Origin of the sequence: Paraburkholderia sp. GAS448 (assembly GCF_050435685.1) — a bacterium.
Classification (GTDB): domain Bacteria; phylum Pseudomonadota; class Gammaproteobacteria; order Burkholderiales; family Burkholderiaceae; genus Paraburkholderia.
In genome coordinates this window covers 1-15,166 of sequence record NZ_JBNDKT010000037.1, presented here as the reverse complement: position 1 = coordinate 15,166, position 15,166 = coordinate 1, and the positions used below count along the sequence as shown (strand labels likewise).

17 protein-coding genes and 1 tRNA gene are annotated in these 15,166 nt (G+C 63.0%); 10 read left to right on the top strand and 8 right to left on the bottom strand.

From position 1 onward, the window contains the following. The first annotated feature begins 16 nt into the window (after window positions 1–16). Entirely contained in the window at window positions 17–916 is a 900-nt protein-coding gene (locus P3T23_RS38590) for a transporter substrate-binding domain-containing protein (protein WP_429321306.1), read from the top strand. A gap of 64 nt (window positions 917–980) precedes the next feature. On the opposite strand, the gene P3T23_RS38585 is transcribed toward P3T23_RS38590, so the two are convergent. The 3 genes from P3T23_RS38585 to P3T23_RS38575 form a co-directional block, all read right to left on the bottom strand. Further along, window positions 981–1,430, bottom strand: a complete 450-nt coding sequence (locus P3T23_RS38585; protein WP_429321305.1) for an NUDIX hydrolase — start codon at window positions 1,428–1,430, stop codon at window positions 981–983. A 70-nt stretch (window positions 1,431–1,500) separates the two neighbouring features. Continuing rightward, window positions 1,501–1,887 (bottom strand): hypothetical protein, encoded by a 387-nt coding sequence (locus P3T23_RS38580; protein ID WP_429321304.1) that lies wholly within the window; start codon window positions 1,885–1,887, stop codon window positions 1,501–1,503. Window positions 1,888–2,055: 168 nt separating this feature from the next. Further along, window positions 2,056–3,450, bottom strand: coding sequence for a cytochrome-c peroxidase (locus P3T23_RS38575; RefSeq protein WP_429321303.1), 1,395 nt, complete (start codon window positions 3,448–3,450; stop codon window positions 2,056–2,058). A 235-nt stretch (window positions 3,451–3,685) separates the two neighbouring features. On the opposite strand from P3T23_RS38575, the gene P3T23_RS38570 reads away from it, so the two are divergent. Continuing rightward, entirely contained in the window at window positions 3,686–5,266 is a 1,581-nt protein-coding gene (locus P3T23_RS38570) for an acid phosphatase (RefSeq protein ID WP_429321302.1), read from the top strand. A 284-nt stretch (window positions 5,267–5,550) separates the two neighbouring features. Here P3T23_RS38570 and P3T23_RS38565 read toward each other — a convergent pair. Beyond that, window positions 5,551–5,625: transfer RNA gene (locus tag P3T23_RS38565), tRNA-Arg, on the bottom strand. A gap of 142 nt (window positions 5,626–5,767) precedes the next feature. Next, window positions 5,768–6,598, bottom strand: a complete 831-nt coding sequence (locus P3T23_RS38560) for an undecaprenyl-diphosphate phosphatase (RefSeq protein WP_429321301.1) — start codon at window positions 6,596–6,598, stop codon at window positions 5,768–5,770. 565 nt (window positions 6,599–7,163) lie between these two features. Here P3T23_RS38560 and P3T23_RS38555 point away from each other — a divergent pair. The 5 genes from P3T23_RS38555 (at window position 7,164) to P3T23_RS38535 (ending at window position 11,676) form a co-directional block, all read left to right on the top strand. Then, window positions 7,164–8,072: an aldose epimerase gene (locus tag P3T23_RS38555; protein ID WP_429321300.1), complete on the top strand. Its 909-nt coding sequence runs from the start codon at window positions 7,164–7,166 to the stop codon at window positions 8,070–8,072. Window positions 8,073–8,219: 147 nt separating this feature from the next. Beyond that, window positions 8,220–8,924: a peptidoglycan DD-metalloendopeptidase family protein gene (locus tag P3T23_RS38550; protein ID WP_429321299.1), complete on the top strand. Its 705-nt coding sequence runs from the start codon at window positions 8,220–8,222 to the stop codon at window positions 8,922–8,924. A gap of 147 nt (window positions 8,925–9,071) precedes the next feature. Beyond that, a complete protein-coding gene (locus P3T23_RS38545; protein ID WP_429321298.1) occupies window positions 9,072–9,383 on the top strand; it encodes a hypothetical protein in 312 nt (103 codons plus the stop codon). A gap of 641 nt (window positions 9,384–10,024) precedes the next feature. Next, window positions 10,025–10,333, top strand: a complete 309-nt coding sequence (locus P3T23_RS38540) for a DUF2288 domain-containing protein (RefSeq protein WP_429321297.1) — start codon at window positions 10,025–10,027, stop codon at window positions 10,331–10,333. After that, a complete protein-coding gene (locus tag P3T23_RS38535) occupies window positions 10,330–11,676 on the top strand; it encodes an MATE family efflux transporter (protein ID WP_429321296.1) in 1,347 nt (448 codons plus the stop codon). The genes P3T23_RS38540 and P3T23_RS38535 overlap by 4 nt, the downstream gene beginning before the upstream one ends. Window positions 11,677–11,726: 50 nt before the next feature. Here the strand turns inward: P3T23_RS38535 and P3T23_RS38530 are convergent, their stop codons facing one another. Beyond that, window positions 11,727–11,897: a hypothetical protein gene (locus P3T23_RS38530; RefSeq protein WP_429321295.1), complete on the bottom strand. Its 171-nt coding sequence runs from the start codon at window positions 11,895–11,897 to the stop codon at window positions 11,727–11,729. A gap of 205 nt (window positions 11,898–12,102) precedes the next feature. Between P3T23_RS38530 and P3T23_RS38525 the strand changes: the two genes are divergently transcribed. Next, window positions 12,103–12,276, top strand: a complete 174-nt coding sequence (locus P3T23_RS38525) for a hypothetical protein (protein ID WP_429321294.1) — start codon at window positions 12,103–12,105, stop codon at window positions 12,274–12,276. A gap of 258 nt (window positions 12,277–12,534) precedes the next feature. After that, window positions 12,535–12,774: a hypothetical protein gene (locus tag P3T23_RS38520; RefSeq protein ID WP_429321293.1), complete on the top strand. Its 240-nt coding sequence runs from the start codon at window positions 12,535–12,537 to the stop codon at window positions 12,772–12,774. A 131-nt stretch (window positions 12,775–12,905) separates the two neighbouring features. On the opposite strand, the gene P3T23_RS38515 is transcribed toward P3T23_RS38520, so the two are convergent. Further along, window positions 12,906–13,835: a haloalkane dehalogenase gene (locus P3T23_RS38515; protein WP_429321292.1), complete on the bottom strand. Its 930-nt coding sequence runs from the start codon at window positions 13,833–13,835 to the stop codon at window positions 12,906–12,908. Then, on the bottom strand, window positions 13,832–14,425 hold the full coding sequence (locus P3T23_RS38510) for a TetR family transcriptional regulator C-terminal domain-containing protein (RefSeq protein WP_429321291.1): 594 nt from the start codon (window positions 14,423–14,425) through the stop codon (window positions 13,832–13,834). Before P3T23_RS38510 ends, P3T23_RS38515 begins: the two co-directional genes overlap by 4 nt. Window positions 14,426–14,722: 297 nt before the next feature. Here P3T23_RS38510 and P3T23_RS38505 point away from each other — a divergent pair, with 297 nt between their 5' ends. Further along, window positions 14,723–14,899, top strand: a complete 177-nt coding sequence (locus P3T23_RS38505; protein WP_429321290.1) for a hypothetical protein — start codon at window positions 14,723–14,725, stop codon at window positions 14,897–14,899. Window positions 14,900–15,166: the final 267 nt, after the last annotated feature.

The window sequence follows — 15,166 nt, the reverse complement described above, 5'->3', positions numbered from 1 at the left end:
CCTTCCCGGAGGAGCAATGAAGTTCGCAGCCCGATTCCGGCTGATCGCATGTGCCGCTGCGGCGACGCTCGCGTGCGGCGCCCATGCTGATGAACTAATCGGCACCCTGAAGAAAATCCACGACGAGGGCGTCGTCACGCTCGGCGTGCGCGAGGCGTCGGTCCCGTTTGCCTACTCGGACGGCACGCACACGGTCGGCTATTCGTACACGATCGCGCTGCGCATCGTCGATGAGATCAAGAAGGCGCTCGGCATGCACGATCTCAAGGTACGCGAGATAACGATCAACTCGAGCAACCGCATTCCGATGCTGCTCAACACCCAGATCGACTTCGAATGCGGCTCCACAACGCACACCTTTGAGCGCGAAAGCCAGGTCGCGTTCTCGGACAGCTTTTTCCAGTACGCGGTGCGGATGATCGCGCGCAAGAAGTCGGGTATCACGGACTTTCCGGATCTGGCCGGCAAGCCGGTCGTGACCACCGCGGGCACCTCGGACGAGCGGCTGCTGCGGCGGCTCAATAGCGACAAGCAGCTCAACATGCGCATCACGGCGACCAGAGATCACCCGGAAGCATTCGCCGCAGTGCGAGCGGACCGCGCCGTCGCGTTCGTCATGGATGAGCCGCTGTTACACGGCCTGAAGGCGACGGAGCCCCATCCCGAGGACTACGTGATCACCGGCACGCCGCTCGGCTACGAGGCTTACGCGTGCATGTTCCGCAAGGGAGACGCGCCGTTTCGCGACCTCGTCAACGGGGTGATTTCGCACATGCAAACGTCCGGCGAGGCAGAGCGGCTCTACAACGTCTGGTTCACGCAGCCGATTCCTCCGCACGGAACGAACCTGAATTTCCCGCTGTCGGATGAAATGCGTGAGCTGTTTGCGCATCCAAACGACAAGGCGCTGGATTAACCGGCTTGACGGCTTAACCGGCTGCACGATGCGGCAACCAGGCAGCGCACTGTCCCCCGCGTATTCACAGCGTGCGATGCAGTTCAGCGAGCGATAGCGTGGTCTGAAAGAGCCGCGTGAGGCTGCGGCTTGCATAGCGCTCGACTTCATCCGGCGCACACCAGCGATAGTCATCCATCTCGGGAATCGGCGTGCCGTCGAAGCGGCGCGGAAACATCGACGTGCAGATGCATTGCGCGAGGTCGATCTCGCCGTCGCCGGCACGCGCGGCGAATAGATGCAGGTCCTTGTCGCGGCGATAGACGAAGAGGCCGAGATCCTTCAGCCGCTCTGGCGCGAGCGCGATGCCGGTCTCTTCGACCAGTTCGCGCAACGCGGTGATGTGCGGCGCCTCCCCCACTTCGCCATGCCCTTTCGGAATGTCCCAGTGCGTGGTTTCGGTGGCGTGCGCGAGCAGCACACGGCCATCGGCGTCGAGCAGCACGACGCCGCAGGAGATCACCCGCGCGCTCACGAACGCGCGAGGTCCTGTAACGGCACGCTCGCCAATGCGGCGATGCCGGCTGCGTCAGGCGACGCGTTCATCACCTCTTCTGCAACTGCCACGCGCCGCTACCTTGCCGGCAAAACACCGGGCGCAGATTCATCGACTGCCCCTTCGCGGACAGCACAACGCCCGTCGAACGGCAGGTGCGATCGCCGTCCTTCGTGGTTTTGTCCAGCGTAATCGTCGCGTCGATCTTCACACTGTTGCCGGTTCCCTCGTTGAGCCAGTTGGCCGTCTCGCCGTCCTGCTTCTCGTCGAGCGCGCTGCCGACCGCGTTCTTGATCGAGTCGATGTCGCGCTGCTTCATGTAGCTGATCGGCGTGTCGTTGAGAAAGCCCAGATTGGCTGCCTGCGCGCCGCAGGTGACAACCAGCAGCAGCCCGCCCGCCGTCAGACCGATAAGTGCCCGGTTTCGCATCGACATTGATTGTTTCTCCTTGAAGAGTCGTTCGACCTGCCACGCTACCAGGCTCCTGAGCCGACCCTCAAAAGCATAGCATGCCCTTAAGCGCGGCAGTCCTCGCGGGTGCGAGGGCCGTCAGATCAAGATTTGCTGCCGCGTTTCGACAGGTCGGATAGTCGTGAACGCCATTCAATGCGCCGGCGGCTCATACCCATCTGTCAGTGTATTGAGGAACGCCACCACGTCCCTGATTTCCGCCTCGTTGAGCGCCGGCTGCTCGCCGGGCTTGCGGTCGAACGGCGGATCCGTGTTCAGGTTTGCCCAGTAGCGCTTCGGCAGATCGTCAAACTTTGCCACCCGGCCCTTCACGACCGGATAAAACTTCTCCGGATTCGTATCGCGCTCGGCATAGAAGCGCACCACCTCGTCGAGTGAGCGATAGATGCCGTTGTGGAAGAAGCGCCTTTTCAGCGCGACGTTGCGCAGTGTCGGGGTACGGAAGATTCCGCAGTATTCGTCGCGCCCCTTCAGGTCGGTCCGTTCAGGACCACATGCGCCGAGATCGAAGAAGTGCGGGTCCCTGTTGACCGCCAGCGCGCGGTTGCGCGGCACGCCTATCGCGATCAGGCCGAAGTCGGTGAACTGGGGAGGCGAGCCGTCTTTGGCGCGCTCACTCAGATGACAACTCGCGCAGTTGCCCTTGCTCTCATCGTTGAAAAGCTGCAGACCGTGCAGTTCGGCGGCCGTCAACAGTGTCTTGCCCGCGAGGAACGCGTCGTATTTGCTCGTGTATGGGTAGAACGTTTCGGGCGTCTGCTCGAACGTCTCGAGCGATTGCAGCACGGCCTTGAAGGTGGCATCCGGGTGGTCGAAGATCTGCTCGCCGAAGGCTGCGCGAAAAGCATTCGAGTACGGCGCGGCCTTCACCGCCGCCGTCACCTGCTCGGGCGTGCTGCCCATTTCGAATGTCGACAGGATCGGGATGCGCGCCTGGTCCGAACCTCGGTCGACGCGGCCATCCCACGTCAAACCGCCGGTCGGCCCCGCATCGACGCTTTCGTCGCCTTCGTCTTCCGAGTCGTGAAAGTGTTCGGTGAAGGCCGGCACCGACTGAAGATACTTGAGCGTCGGCACGGCACGCATGCCCGGCTGGCGCATGTCGCTGCCGCCCAGTTGCACCGCCAGCGGGTTTGCCGGTGTGAATGCATGCTCGGGGCTATGGCACGACGCGCACGAGAGTTTGCCCGAGCCCGACAGCGACGGGTCGAAGAACATCTGATTGCCGAGCGCCGTCATCTTGCGGACCGATTCGTAGACTTCGGCACGCGTCTGCCCGCCACGGGTTGCGGCGACCCGCACCACAGCAGCCGACGTAGCGGATGCTCCCGCCACCGCCGGCGATCCAGCCTGCGTACCCGGTTTCGCCGCCGCTGAGTTCGCCAGCGGGTCGTCGACCGGACCGTGCGCATCACAGCCGGCGAGCACGAACGACAGCCATGCGACGCCCAGACAACACGCGCGCCACGTGCTCGCCGAAACCCATCCCTTTAGCACCCGCGGCACCCGCGCCAGAGCACGCAACATATGAGCAATTTTCTTCGATGATATTGAAGTGCGCGAGCCTATGTCTCACACGTGACAGTCGGATGACATTTCGCATGCATCGATGCAAGCCCGTTTGGGCAATCAGTAAGCCGATACACTATTCTGTCAAATTGTTCTGCGACACTTCGGCCGCTGGCTACGGACGTCAAAAGGCGACTTCAAAAGCGCAACAGGTAGACCACCGCAGCCAGCCATAACGCGAGAGAAAAAACTGATGAACAAGAAAAAACTGATCTGCGCGATGCCTGTCGCTATCGCAGCGGCGATCGGACTATACGCCTGCGGCAGCAGCGAACTGGGGCACCCGGATCTCGACGCGGTCCAGAACGTGGTGGTGATCTATGCGGAAAACCGCAGCTTCGATAATCTCTATGGCCAGTTCCCCGGCGCGAACGGCTTGCAGAACGTCACGCCGGCAAGCTCGCGGCAACTCGACCGCGACGGGTCGGTGCTCGCCACGCTGCCGCCTATCTGGAACGGCCTGACGCAGACGGGCGTCACGCCGGTCGTGACCCAGGCGATGACCGCAAATCTGCCCAATTCCGCCTTCGCGATTGACGATCCGAATGGTTTCAACACGCCCCTCACCGCGACAACGCGCGACCTGTGGCACCGGTTCTACGAGAACCAGATGCAGATCGACGGTGGCAAGAATGACAAATTCGCCGCATGGGCCGATTCCGGCGGTCTGGTGATGGGCTACTACAGGTTGAACGCCGACAAACTGCCGCTGTGGGAGGTCGCCCAGCAGTACACCCTCGCCGACAACTTTTTCATGGGCGCCTTTGGCGGTTCGTTCCTGAATCACCAGTGGCTCGTCTGCGCATGCACACCGATCTATCCGAATGCGGACAAGAGCGTGGCGGCCCGTTCGATCTCGGCGGTTCAGCCGGATGGGGTGACGCTGGCCGTCGCGTCCAACTCGCCGCCGTCCTCTGTGAGCGGGCCACCGAAGTTCGTCAATTCGGGCAACCTGACGCCCGATTTCTACGCGGTCAACACGATGCAGCCGCCTTATCAGCCGAGCGGCAACAAGGCGGCGCCTGGCGGTGACCCTCGTTTCGCCGATCCGGCACAAGCCACGACGCTGCCGCCGCAGACACAGCAGAACATCGGCGATCTGCTGAACGATGCCGGCGTGTCGTGGGCGTGGTATGGCGGCGCATGGGGTGCGGCATGGTCCGCATCGCAGAGCCGCACGCCTGGCGTGATCTACGGCGCGAGCCTGTCGTCGCCGAACTTCCAGGCGCACCATCAGCCACTCAACTATTTTGCCGATCTGGCGCCGGGCACGGAGAACCGTGCGAAGCATCTGCTCGACGGTGGCGTGGACGGCGCAGAGTTCATCAAGGCCATCGACGCGGGTGCGCTGCCGCAGGTCGCGTTCTACAAGCCGCAGGGCAACCTGACCGAACACGCGGGTTACACGGACGTCGCATCGGGCGACCAGCACATCGCCGATGTAATCGCGCACCTGCAGAAGAGCCCGCAGTGGAAGCATATGGTGGTGGTCGTCACGTACGACGAAAACGGGGGCTTCTGGGATCACGTCGCGCCCCCGAAGGGCGACCGCTGGGGCCCGGGCACGCGTGTGCCGGCGCTCATCGTTTCGCCGTATGCGAAAAAGGGCTACGTCGACCACACCCAGTACGACACGACTTCGATTCTCCGCTTCATCACGCACCGCTACGCACTGCCGACGCTGCCCGGTATTGCCGTGCGCGACAAGGCACTGGTGGCAAACGGCGGCAAGCCGATGGGCGACCTGACGAATGCGCTCAACCTCGCGCAGTGACCGGTCACACTGAGTAAGCACAGTCCGCTCGCACCGGACCTTTAGGGCAGCTTCGGCTGCCTTTTTTTTGCGTAGTCAAGGACGCGAGGTCGTGGGGTGTGGCGTGACGAGTGGCATCCGTTTGCTGTATTCGACGCTTCGAGTATCTGTTACCTCCAGAAACACCCTCAAAGATTCTGGCCGTCAATTGGCGACAACTGAGCGCTCTGAAAGCAAAAAACCCCACAGCACGGAGCTTTGTGGGGTTTTCTTGTAAAACACTTTGGCGTAGCGCGGAGCTTGGGTGGCCCCCCCACGAGGAATCGAACCTCGATTTCAGGTTTAGAAGACCCGTGTTCTATCCGTTGAACTATGGGGAGGCTAAGACCGGACCTGACTGCTCAATGTGGCATGAGTTGAGGCGCTTATTGCCGCCCCTACAGCCGCATCCAGAGCCAAGCCATAAATTATACCGTATCACCGCAGACCGCCGTCCCCGCCGGCCGATACGGCCAGCGTGGCTCACACCGGTTGCGGATGCAGCAGGAACCAGCCAAGAAACAACGCGCCCGCGATGGCACAGTAGATGCCAAACGACGCCAGACGGCCGCGTCCTTCGAAATAACGCATCAGGAAGCGCACGCTCAGATACGCGGCGATGGCCGTCAGCACGCCGCCCAACAGCGCGTCGGCGAGCTGGTCCGGTGCATGAAAGAGCTTCGGCACTTCCAGCAGACCCGCCGCGAAAATGATCGGTGTGCCCAGCAGAAACGCGAACTCGGCGGCCTTTTCAGCGGTGAGACCGGCTGCATTACCGGCAATCATCGTAAGACCGCTGCGCGAGAAACCGGGAATCAGTGCCCCGATCTGCGCGAGCCCGACCAGAAACGCCTGCCTGAACGTGAGCTTTTCCGGCGCGCGATGTGCGCGCGCGCGCTGCAGACGGTCACCGAACCACAGCAGCACACCGTTGATGATCAGCGCGATCGCGACAATCCGCAGATCATGGAACACGCGCTCGAGCCGCTTCTCCAGCAGGAGGCCGACGAGACCCGCCGGGATCGTGCCGATGATGAGCGCCCACATCATGTGGCCATCGTCGTTGCTGCGACCGCGCAGCGCAGCGACGAACCCGCCGATCAGCGCGATCCAGCGCTTGCGGAAATACCACAGCAGCGCGAATGCCGTGCCGAGGTGCAGCGCGACGAGAAACGGCAGCAGTTGAGGAGCGTGCTTGTCGATGTGCATGCCAAACAGCGCCGGCACGAGCAGCGTGTGACCAAGGCTGCTGACCGGGAACAGTTCAGTGACACCCTGCAACACACTCAGAAAAATCAGAAACCACAGGTTCACTCGGGGCTCCTCTCAATAGGTGAACGATGCATTGGACGATACGCTCCAACGCCAGGAAGCCGCCCGATTATGCCTGGCGACTATGGGACCGCCAAGGGTTTTCCCCACATATCGAAGAAATTTTGCCGCAATGCGTCACAACCTGAAACACACGTAACAGAAAGTGAAAGAAAAAGCCCGCCAGAAGGCGGGCCTTGGGGATCATGCGGCGGATGCTACGCAGTCCACGCTGGGGCGGTAACCCGACCTCAACGCGGGACTTTGTACAGGAAATAGACGGTGCTGCCCGTGAACATGGCGAACAGGGTGACACCCATTATCATGGCGAGATCCATCAAGCTCCCTCCGTTCGAAATTTCTGGCACCGGGCAATCCACCGGCTCTCGAACGGATTATGGGGAAGCTTGTCTGTGCGGTCACGCCCGCAATTTCCCGAGAAAGGGTTTCCCCGTAGACCAAAGCAGCGCAAAATCGCCCACTTGCCGCGCGCGACGTCGGCCGGTCCTTTCCCGTCCGCCGTCCACCGGAACCGTCGTTTAAACCATTGCCCGCCTGAGCGCCTGCCATGCCTACATTCCAGAACCAGGACATTCTCGAAATCGCACAGGGCACTGCCCTGCTCCGCATTGCGCCGCAAGCCGGCGGCCGGCTGTTGTCGTGGCACATCGACGGCCAGCCGGTCATCTACTGGCCCGATCAGGCCGACTGGAGCCAGCCCGCAAGAATCCGCGGCGGCAATCCGCTGCTGTTCCCCTTTCTAGCCCGGCATCGGGTAGATGGGCAGATCGGCCGATGGCGCGACAGCGCGGGCGTCGTGCGCGATCTGCCGATGCACGGCTTTGCGCGCGATCTGCCGTTTGCGGCCAGCGTCGACGCACAGGGCGCGGGCGTCACGATGACGCTGTCAGACAGCGACGCGACCCGCGCCGCTTACCCATTCGGCTTCCGCTTCGACGCAGCCTACCGCCTCGCCGACGCCCACACGCTCGACGTCGACCTGACCACCACCAACACCGGCGACACGCCCCTTCCGTACTATGCCGGCCATCACTTCTATTTCACCCTGCCGCACACGCAGCGAGGCGAGACCGCGCTCGAACTGCCGCCGACGCAACGCCGTCATCAGGAAGCCGACGGCTCGATCAGTCCCGCCGAGCCGGGCGAACCGCGCTACACCCTCGACGATCCGCGCATCATCGACCGCTTCCACTGTCTTCAGGGTACGCCGATCCAGCCGGTGCGACTCATCGCGCCGGGCCTCGGCCGCACGATCGCGATCGACCTGCAACGGCCGGGCTCGATTCCCTGGTATGCGGTGACGACGTGGACCGAAACGCCAGAATCGGACTTCTATTGCGTCGAGCCGTGGCTCGGCCTGCCTGACGCAATCCATAACGGACTCGGGCTGCGCTGGCTCGCGCCCGGCGCGACCGAAACGGCGTCGCTGCGCATCGCCGTGACCGGTTCGAATTGATTCGCGCGCGGCCGCGTCTTGCCAGGCAACGCTGCCGCATTTCATATGATGCAATGCAGACCCGTTAGAATCAGTCGTTTTGCCACTGCCGCCCGAGCAGGATCGCGAGAACGCGGGACCGGCGCGCGGCGGAGTTTGCGAGGTTCAATGTTGGGAACAGAAATCAGACGGCTTGCCTGCGTTTCGTTGATCGCAGCGCTCGCCGCATGTGGGGCGGCCCCGGTGGGGCCGGGGTTCTATCGCGTCGAGCGGGGCGACACGCTGTCGAAGATCGCCCGCAGCAACCGCACGTCGGCACAGAACATCACGCGCTGGAACAACCTGAGCAATCCGGACGCGATCGAGGTCGGTCAGGTGCTGCGCATCGCGCCGCCGGCCAATGCTGCAACGGCGAGTACGGCCGAAGCCCGCGCAGGCACGGGCGCGACGGCTGGCTCGAGGAGCGCGCCGCCTGAAACGGCTTCGACATCGGCGGCGCCGGCGTCGTCCATTTCACTGGTATGGCCGGCGCAGGGCGACATCGTGCGGAGCTTCGACGGCAAGAACTCGAAGGGGATCGACATCGCCAACGCCCCGGGCACGCCCGTCGTGGCCGCGGCGACGGGCTCGGTGGTCTATGCAGGCAACGGACTGCGCGGCTACGGAAACCTGCTGATCATCAAGCACAACAGCGAGTATCTGACGGCCTATGCACACAACCGCGAGATTTTCGTCAAGGAAGGCGAGAAGGTTTCGCAGGGGCAGAAAATCGCGGAAATGGGCGACACCGACAACGATCGGGTGATGCTCCATTTCGAGTTGCGCTATCAGGGTCGCTCGATCGATCCATCGCGCGCACTGCCGCCTCGCTGAGCCCGGGCTGCCGGGTCCGCACCGCCTCGCAGGTCGCTCAGGCTCAGCGACGTTGCTGGCGGGGAACCCTGCCCACCTGGAAGCGATCCATTTGAGATATGAGTCAGCACCAGGCAACCAGCCGGGTCCGCAAAAAGGAAATCTGCAATGAAAAGCGCATCTGCCGTGGCGGCCGCTCTGGCTGCCTTGACGCTTGCGGGCCTCGCCGGCTGCTCTTCGACGACGAAGCTCACCTACCTGCCGAGCGGCGAAACGGGCTTCGCCATCAACTGCAGCGGCAGCGATGCCAGCGAAAGCTGGGGCGAGTGCTACAGGCAGGCAGGCGAGGCATGCGGCGCATATGGCTACGACATCATCTCGAAGGACGTAGACAAGGGCGGGACTTCAGGGGGGTCCCTGGGCGGAATCCTCGGCGCAAACGTCAAGAACCGTTCGATGGTAATCCGCTGCAAGCAGTGACGACGAACAGGAACGAAGCGCGCACAGGGCAAAAAGAGCCCGGCACGAGGCCGGGCTAACGGGGGTTCGGCGCATATCGGCAAAGGACCGGTTCACCATGCGCCGAAACGAAATCTAGCAACGCACCTATACCCACGCAATCGATTAATTGTGCAAATAGTGTTACTCGGCGCACTGAGTACCCATAATGCGTCACGCGGACCATCCAGTTAGCAAAGCGAAAGAAGCGGAATGCTGCGACGCAGCGGCCCCAATCGCCCCCTATGTGATTCGAGCCCCTTTCCGAAAGCCGCACCAGCTATACGTTTCAGCCCGTCGAGTCAAGTCGTCGAACGCGCCTGCCGCAGGCATTGGTGCGAAGCGCAACGCGGCTTTTTTGCGATAATCGGCCGTTTGAAACTTGGTGCGCAAACGCACGATTCCGTTGCTTTAATTGTTAAATCCGGCGTGCCTGGCAACCATTCGCAGGCGAGTTGCTTTAGTCATATTAAATAAGCGGCGGCCTCAAGAATGCTTAAATCGGTCGATAATAGGCAGGCCTTAATTCGTCAGACGCGACATTCGCGGAGCCGATATCGCGCGGGCTGTCGCCCGGCGATGGTTTATAGTAACGCCCGCCAGTCCTGTTCCCTCTATTCCCCATGACCTCCCCTGACGCCTCGCACAGCCCGCTCTATGTCAAACTTCTCGCGGAGACCGCGAAGATCGGCTGGCCCGAACTCGAACGCTTCTTTGCACGCGGCATGCTGTTGCGTGTCGCACGCGACCTCGACCTCGTGAGCGTCGCGGAAGCCATCGCCAGCGACGACACCATGCAGGTCACCCAATGGCTGTCGGCAGGTCTCGTCGAGCGCGTGCAGGCTGAGACCGCAGCCGATTTCGCCGCGCGCGACCCGGACCTGTGGGCCGTCGTGGTGTCACCCTGGGTCTGCGTGCAGGAACGCGGTTGAGCGGGACCGCGCCCGGCGCGACAGTGCCGACGCGCTGGCATCGGCGGGTCCTGACGCTTGCCTTTCCGATCGTCATTGCCAATCTGACGCAGCCGATTCTCGGCGCGGTCGACACGGCGGTCGCCGGCCATCTCGACAACGCGTCCTATCTCGGTGGCGTCGCGCTGGGTGGGCTCTTCTTCAGCTTCGTCTTCTGGGGTTTCGGCTTTCTCCGCATGGGGACGACCGGGCTTGTCGCACAGGCTTTCGGCGCCAACGATCCCGCCGGCCTGCGAATGAACGTCGTGCGCGCGCTGCTGCTCGCCTTCGCGATCGGCGCGGCGGTGTTGTTGCTGCAGACGCCGCTGATCGACTACGCGCTGCGTGCGATCGGCGGCAGCGAGGCGGTCCAGCAGCATGCGCGCGCGTACTCGCATGCGCGCATCTGGGCCGCGCCGCTCGCGCTGGCGAACTATGTCGTGCTTGGCTGGCTGCTCGGCACGCAGCGCGTGCGCCTTGCACTCGCCACGCAGGTGTTCATCAACCTGGTGAACATCATCGCCGTGCTGATCTACGTGTATGTGTTCGACTGGGGCATCGCGGGCATCGGCGCCGCAACCGCGACTGCGGACGCGCTCGGCTTCGTGCTCGGCGCGGCGATTCTCTGGCAGTTGAGACCGCGCGGCCTCGGCGCCCTCGACCGCGCCTCGCTGGTCGATCGCGACGCGCTTCGGCGACTGGTGGCGATTAACCGCGATATTTTCGTACGCACGTTGTGCCTGCTCGGCGCATTCGGCTGGTTCGCCCATCTCGGAGCGCGCCAGGGCGACGCGACGCTCGCGGCCAATGCGCTGCTGCTCAATTTCCAGACCTTCATGGCGTATGGACTCGACGGCTTCGCACATGCTGCCGAAGCGCTCGTGGGCGCCGCAATCGGCGCACGCGACCGCGACGCATTCCGCCAGGCCGTCAAGGTGACCCTGTTCTGGTCCGCCGTCGGCGCGCTGGGATTCGCCGTGGTGTACTGGACTGCGGGACCGTGGATCGTCGAACGACTGACCGACCAGGCCGCTGTGCGCGCCGCGGCCGAGACCTATCTGCCGTGGGCGGCATTGTCGCCGGTCATTTCAGTGTGGGGCTTTCTGCTTGATGGCGTCTTCATCGGCGCGACTCGCACGCATGAACTGATGAAGGCGATGGCCATGTCGCTGACGGTGTTCGTCGCCGCGTCGTGGGCCCTGATGACGCCGTACGGCAATCATGGGCTATGGGGCGCCCTGCTCGTCTTCATGGCTGCGCGCGGCGCGACGTTGATGTGGTATCTGCCGCGTGCAGCGGCCAGCGTGGCACCGGCGAACGTCTGACGAAACGGGCGGATGGCGCCCGGCGTCCCGGTGCCTGGGCTCTGCGATGATTACTTCGGCGCTTCTGGCGTATTCAGCATCGACGGCGGGCGATCATCGGTCGGCACGCCGTGATAGTCCTGCGGATCTTTCGGCGGCGTGCCGTGGTGCGGGGCATTGGGGTCGTTCACACAGCCCGTCAGGGCTGATAGCAGCAAGGCAGTCAGGATGATGCGATTCATAAACGCTCGAACAGGGAGATAGAACGGCGCCGCCCGCCATTCGCGGTGCGGCAGGGTGCGTGGCGAGCCTTACGGCAAGACGCGCCCAAAGTCTACCTGTAAAGCGTTTTCCCTGACGAAAGGCGCACGTCGCACGCCCCCCTTCCCCGCTGCGCGATGACTGTTCTACTATGTACGCATGGCCGGAATCGCAAAGGAGGCTGCCATGGACGCTGAATCAATCGCGGGCTTCATCGGTCTTGGAATCGGCTTGCTGGTGCTCATCGCGTTGTCCGTTTTCGAGTCGAAGAGCTATCGGCGCGAGCATGGCGGAGAAGGCATGCTGCATCACTGGATGGCCGAGCACCACATGCTCGACTGGATGCGCCACAGGCATTGAGGTGCACGCGCAGGCGGCGTGGATTTCGCCGCCCGCGCGCATACCGGCCACTCTCCCCTCACAGCGGGCGGTAGCGGACGCAACTGCCCGGAAACGTCTCGTCCATCGAGCCTGAATACCTGATTCGCCAGGTTCACACACCTTTCCCCTGATTCATTCACCGTCATGCCGACCTATGGCGAAGTGTGTCCGACCGCACGTTGCCAACCTTACATTGTCACTACAGTGACGACACAATGACATGCATCGGGGGAAGAGATGACGCAGCACAGACTGGAGTCCATCGTGTGGGAGATCCGGAGCGTCGCGCTTCACGAAGGCAACGACCTGACGCTCGACAGCACGATAGTCGCGCTCGCTGAGTACATGGCGCGCCGGCAACGCGAGCTGAGTGCCCGCGACCGCAGCACGCTCATGCGCGCTGCAGCGGTGTTGTGGCGCGCAGGCTTCAATCTCTCGATATCGGAAGAACGGCAGGCCGACCCGGTCCAGCACTGAAGCGTCGGCGCGTTACGCCGGGACATACGCCCGGCACGTTGCCGGGCCGGGATTCGCGGTCCGATCGACGGCCGCCATCCGGCGAACCGCACAGGAGACCGGAAGCAAGTACCGTTCGCGTGATCTCCCTGTCAGACCGTACCGGTTTCGTCGAGGATCGCCGGGCCGCCCACACATTCGGTCGTCAACCACGCGCGCACGGCATCGCCGATCAGTTCCGGATGATCTTCCTGCAGGTAGTGTGCGCCCGGCCCGAGTTCGACGAGGCGGCAGTTGACCAGTTGCGCGGCGAGCGCCTGCGCGGCTTCCGGCGATACGATCGCGCCCGGCTCGGCGTAAAACAGCAGCTTCGGATACGTCGATGCATGCAGCGCGCGGTGCGCCTCTTCCATCATGACGTGCACATCGGCGGGCTCACCCGCGATCGGCAGTTCCCTCGGTAGCTGCAGGATGGGCCTGCGCGACTCGGGTGTCGGGAACGGTGCGCGGTACGCGTCCCTTTCCGCGTCGCTCATGTCCCTCAACACCGAACCCAGCAACACACGCTCGATGAATACGTTATCTTCGAGGATCAGCTTTTCGCCCTGGCCCGGCGTGCGAAACACCTTGAACAGTTCGCGCGCGAGTGCACGCTGATGAAATTTGTCCCAACCCGGGAACGGCTGGATGAACTCCATGAACGCAAGCCCGACGACCCGCTGAGGCAGCCGCGCGGCGAAGTGAAACGCCAGCGCCGTGCCCCAGTCCTGCGCGACGATCACCACCTCCTCCAGACCGAGCGCATCGATGAACGCATCCAGATAGCGCACGTGATCGACGAAGCGATAAGCGATGTCCGGCTTGCCCGACTGGCCGAAACCGATCAGATCGGGCGCGATGCAGCGCGCGACAGGCGCCACCCGCGGAATGATGTTGCGCCAGATAAAGGATGACGTCGGATTGCCGTGAAGAAACAGCACGACGGGGCCATCCTGGCCCGCTTCGATCCAGGACATCGTCGAATCCAGAACGTCGACGTGATGGCGTTTGAATTCTGTCGACGACGGGCTTGCTGCGTTCATGACGGACTTCCCCCAAAGACGGTAGCGAATATGATGGTCTTGAAGCGTTCGAGCGGGGCCGGGCTTCGATCGACTTTCATGCGCAGCATGGCCCCCTGCCATCCGGCGAGCAGGAAATCGGCGAGGTCATCGGCACTGAATGCGCTCGTGATCTCGCCGCTTTCCTGGCCCTGCGCGATACACGCGGCGAAAGGCGCGCGCCAGCGCACAAAAATCGCGGACAGTCGCTCACGCAACTGTTCGCTGTGCGGCGTGGTTTCGAGACTGAAATTGCCGATCAGGCAACCGCGCGACCACTCGCCCTCTTCGAGCTTCGCGGTGATCGCGTCCAGATAGCGGCGCAGCCGTTGCGTGGGCGCGAGGCCATCCTCGGCCAGCGCCGCTTCGACGAGGCCCGACACATAGGCGAAGTAACGGTCGACGACCTCGCCGGCGAAGTCCTCCTTCGACGCGAAATGATTGGTGAAAGACCCCGGTCGCGCCCCGGCTTCCGCGACGATGTCGCGCACGCCGGCCGCCGCATAGCCCTGCTCCCAGAGCACTTTCTGGCCGGCTTTGAGAAGATCCTCGCGCAGGGATGGTTTCGCCATGCGCAGAGAATACAACTGTACGCATTGACGTTCTAATGAGGGTAAACGCTCAGGTCATTTACGCGTTTCAGGTGCGTCGACTTTCGCGCATGGTTCCCAGGTTTTCCCGCGTGGCCGCGCGCGATGCGGACGAGCGTCTGGATGAATAGCGGATCCGCCTTCCCGATTGCCGCGTGAAGCCTACCGCCAGCCTGTGCGGATCCTTCCTGACTGGATTTGTGCGCGGGCTGCGCAGACGCGTGAGTAGACCGCAGCGCAAACATCTCAAAACTTGAGCTTTCGCAGGCCGAGGACGTTGTGTTCCAACTCACACGCGAACAGCGTGATGCCCGGTTACGCTGGCCCGCCAGGGTCGCGCCGCCGTTCATTGCCGCCGAGCTTGGCACGGATGTCGACCGCGTAACGGCGCTGCTGGCGGACCACGTCGACCGGCAGCTTCTGGAGATCGGTGACCTGGACTTTACCTACGGATGACGGCGCACGGCTGGACCCGAACCGATTCGCGTAATCAGCCCGCCAAGGGAACACGAATGAGCGCGCCGCCGTCGAGGTCACGCACCGACAGCAATTGCGGGACAGCCGAAAAAGCGGCACGAAAGCCAGCCCGCGAGGGTTCGCCTTTTCGTTTCTGCGAACGTAGGCATCGGCGCAGAATAATTGACAGTCTTTAACCGACATTTAGGAGTGCTCCGGTTGATTCCTTTTCCATGTTCGCGATACGTTGCCAACGGGCAATCCGCA